The organism is Planctomycetota bacterium (assembly GCA_026387035.1).
Lineage (GTDB): Bacteria > Planctomycetota > Phycisphaerae > FEN-1346 > FEN-1346 > JAPLMM01.
The window spans coordinates 1-3334 of the sequence record JAPLMM010000120.1 but is presented as its reverse complement, the minus strand read 5'-3'; the positions used below and the strand labels follow the sequence as shown (position 1 = coordinate 3334).

Here is a 3334-nt window from a genome sequence, read left to right as displayed (position 1 = left end):
CCCGCCGGGAACCGGAATCAGCGACCAGAAAATCCATACCACCGGCATGTTGATGAAGAAGTGATGCAGCCGTGCATCGCTCCCCAGCCCGGTCGCCAGAAAGTAAGTGGCGAAGACGGAGACGGCCTGCGCGGCCCAACTGTAGACGACCGAAAGGGCCACGGTCCCCTTGTGATGCCGGTAGATAAAGAGCGCCTGGTCCACGCGCGCCACGACGTGCCCGACCGGCAGCCGCGCGAGCAGCCGGTCCAGCCGCACCAGGCGTCTCAGCCGCCGGCTGTAGAAGATCCAGCCGCCTGCCGCAGCCAGGCCGAGGAACACCGCCAGGATGATCCGCGCGGAGCGCACGCGTTCATCGCCGAGCGTCGCCATCGCCGCCGCCGCCCCCAGAATCGCGAGCGACACCATCCCGATGAGGCGGTCCAGGAACACGACCGTCACGGCCTCCGCTTTTTGGTGGGTCCGGCGGGCGATGTACCACGCCTTGACAAAGTCGCCGCCCGTTGAGCCTGGCATCCAGTTGTTGAAGAACCATCCGATGTACGTCAGGCGCAGGCTCTCGAGAAACGTGATGTGAATCCCCTGGACCCCGAGGAGAAGCCTCCACCGCACCGCCCCGATCGGCGATTGCAGCGTCATGACGCCGAGCGCGGCCGCGACCCACCACCAATCCTGCGCGAGGCGCGCGGCAATCGTCTTGATCCCCGCCACGTGCAGCCCGTCTGGACGGACCGTGTCGTTCCACTCGGCCTGGCTGACGACGTACGCCACGAGCGCCGCCATCACCGCCAACCGCAACACGTGCCAGAGGATCGCCTTCGACTTCTTATTCACGCCTGCCTTTCTGCGTTGTGGGCTGCTTCCTCGGTGCGGTTCTCGAGCATTTCGAGAAACGCTTCGAGTCGCGTCCCGCCGTGGCGGGCGAGCGGGCCCGGCCGGTCGAACTCCAACGTCAGCATCGGTGCCTGCACGCCCTCCCGCAAAAGCCGGTCCTGGATGTGCCGGAAACAGAACGTCTGCACGTAATGCACGAGGCCGTCCAGGCGGCGCTGGCGCACCGCCCGGCGGAGGTCCTCGATACGCCCCGCGACGCCGTACGGATACGTGTACGCGAGGTACTGCGCGACGAGATCCGCCGCCGGCGGGTCCGCCGCCGGCATGCTGAACTGTCGCTGGAACTCGTGGAAGACGGCGCGCGCCCCGCGGCCTTCGAGAAACTCATAAAGCCCGCCGCAGATGGGCGGAATGCCGACGTAGCCCAAGCGGAGTCCCCCGACCGCGGGCCGGCGCCCCCGCGCCTCCACCAGGAAGGCTTCCGCCTCCCGCCGGTACCTCTCCGGGTCGCCGCCGAAGTCGCTCGCCCCGATGAGCCAGCGGTGGTTCTCTTCGCCAGTCACCTTGCCTTCCTGCCATGCGAGGCGGTCGATTTCGGCCAGCGCCCGCCGCACCGGCTGAAGGCGCTCCCGCTGGCGCTCCGCGGCCGCGCGCGTCGTCCCAAGTTGCTGCGCCAGCGCGTCCAACGCCTCCGCCAGGCGCCGAGCATCCTTCGGGTACGGGTAATTGAACGCAATGACCTCGACGCCCTCGGACTCGAGGATTTCCACGAGGGCGTGCGTGTTGGAGCAGTCGCCTTGGGCGACGCCGATGACGCGCCGGATCCCCAGCCGCCGCGCCGTCGCGTAAATGCCCTTGATCCAGGCGCACGAGTTCGCCGGAAAGCCGTGCCGCTCCGCCTCGGCCACGAGCGCCGGCGGGTCCGGCGACGTGATGAAGACGTTGTTAAGGTCCAGCGGCGCCGCCCCGGCCGCCAGCAGCACCTCCACGGGGACCGTGGCCGTCAGCCCGATGGTGTTGGAGTCAATCGTGCGCATCCGCCGCTCTCACGTTATCCGGGCGCGTCGTAACGGCCCGCTCGTGCGAGTATACCTGCCTGGGGCCGGCATTTCCACCCGGCGCGCCGCTCCGCCCGGAACGGCTGCCGGCCGGCGCAGCGAAAAGAGCAGGGCGAGGAATGCCTCGCCCCGCGGGATGACGATTCCAGAACCGATGGCGCTCGAGAGGGGCCGCTACGGCTCGGGCCTGAGCACCAAGTCCGCGAACACCGCCGCCGTCGGGTTGTAGTCGCTGAGGACCGCGTAACCGATGCCGCTCGTCTTCCGCCCGTTGCGGTCGAGTTGAGCGGGCGGCGCCTCGCCGTCCGGATCGTAGAACTCCCACAGGGCACCCGTCCGCGCGTACCACTGTCCAACGGCCTCGAGCGTTCGCTGCCTCAGGTCCGCCGCTTCTTTCGCGTACCCGTACCGTTGGAGCCCCCGGATGATGAGGTAATTCGTCGTGGGCCACGCCGCCCCGGACCACAGGTCCTTCTTGAAAGCCGGATCGTCGCGCGCGACGCTCGCGACGGGCATCGCCGTCCGAAACTTCCCGCTCACGAGGTGACCCACGAGCCGGCTCGCCTGGTCCTTCGTCGCCACGCCCGACCAGAGCGTCAGGAACGCTGCGCTCGTCCAGGCATCCACCCACGGGCCGTCGGCCCCGCGCCGGTCGAAGAAGAAACCGCGCTCGGGGTTCCAGAGGCATTCGCGTGCGGCCCGCTCGATGTCACCAGGTAGCACGCGAGATCGATGGCGGCAAAGTCCGCGCCGCCCGCGAATCGCGGTGAATTATCCTGGCCCGACTCCGCCGCCGTTTTCCAACCGTACAGCGGCGTGCCGTATTCCAGCGACTTCTCGGGCGGCGGCTTGCCACCCAGACGCCGCTGCTTCATGTACCACACCACCTGCTTCGAGATCACCGCGTAGGATTGTTCCAGGAACTTCCGGTCCCGCCGATTGTCCAGTTCGTACACGCGCCAGGCGGCCCACGCCAGCAGCGGCGGATGCGAGACCGCCTCCGTCGGCTGCGCTGGCATGGTGTTCGGTATGAACCCGTCACTTCCCTGGAAAGCGTAGACGGCCGCGAGCGCGTCCTTCGCCAGCCCCGCATCCAGATGCACGAGGCCCAGGCTGTGGAACACCGATTCCCGCGGGCTCATCTGCCGCTCCGGCCAACGCGCCGGCGTCGTCCACCGCGAGAGGATCGGTTGCTCGGGGGCGTACACGTTCGCCTTCATCACCGAGAAGGCCTTCGCAAGCGTCCGGCAAGTCAGGGCGTCCGTGTCCTGCGGCGCCGAAGGCGTGCTCCCGAAGAACGCCAGGTGTTGCTCGACCAGCGTGTCGATCGATGCCTTCAGACCCTGCGACGCCACCTTCACCGCCTCCTGGCCCCCGTTCGCCGAGTACGCAAACGCGAACTGCGTCCGCTTCCCGTCCTGTTTCAGCAGGAGCACCGCCTC

At 68.3% G+C, this 3334-nt stretch carries 4 protein-coding genes; all 4 read right to left on the bottom strand.

All coding sequences use genetic code 11. The features are described 5' to 3' along the window. Nucleotides 1–834, bottom strand: an 834-nt coding sequence (locus tag NTX40_04120) for a lysylphosphatidylglycerol synthase transmembrane domain-containing protein (protein MCX5648270.1), incomplete at its 3' end; no start/stop codon positions are given. Beyond that, nucleotides 831–1871, bottom strand: coding sequence for a 2-hydroxyacyl-CoA dehydratase (locus tag NTX40_04115; protein MCX5648269.1), 1041 nt, complete (start codon nt 1869–1871; stop codon nt 831–833). The genes NTX40_04120 and NTX40_04115, both read right to left, overlap by 4 nt. A gap of 195 nt (nt 1872–2066) precedes the next feature. Continuing rightward, nucleotides 2067–2600: a trehalase family glycosidase gene (locus NTX40_04110; protein MCX5648268.1), complete on the bottom strand. Its 534-nt coding sequence runs from the start codon at nt 2598–2600 to the stop codon at nt 2067–2069. Further along, nucleotides 2489–3334, bottom strand: an 846-nt coding sequence (locus NTX40_04105) for a hypothetical protein (GenBank protein ID MCX5648267.1), incomplete at its 5' end; no start/stop codon positions are given. The genes NTX40_04105 and NTX40_04110, both read right to left, overlap by 112 nt.

What these genes read in the sequence shown, in the direction of transcription:
- NTX40_04115 (MCX5648269.1), bottom strand. Translation starts at nt 1,871, where the DNA reads ATGCGCACGATTGACTCCAACACCATCGGGCTGACGGCCACGGTCCCC.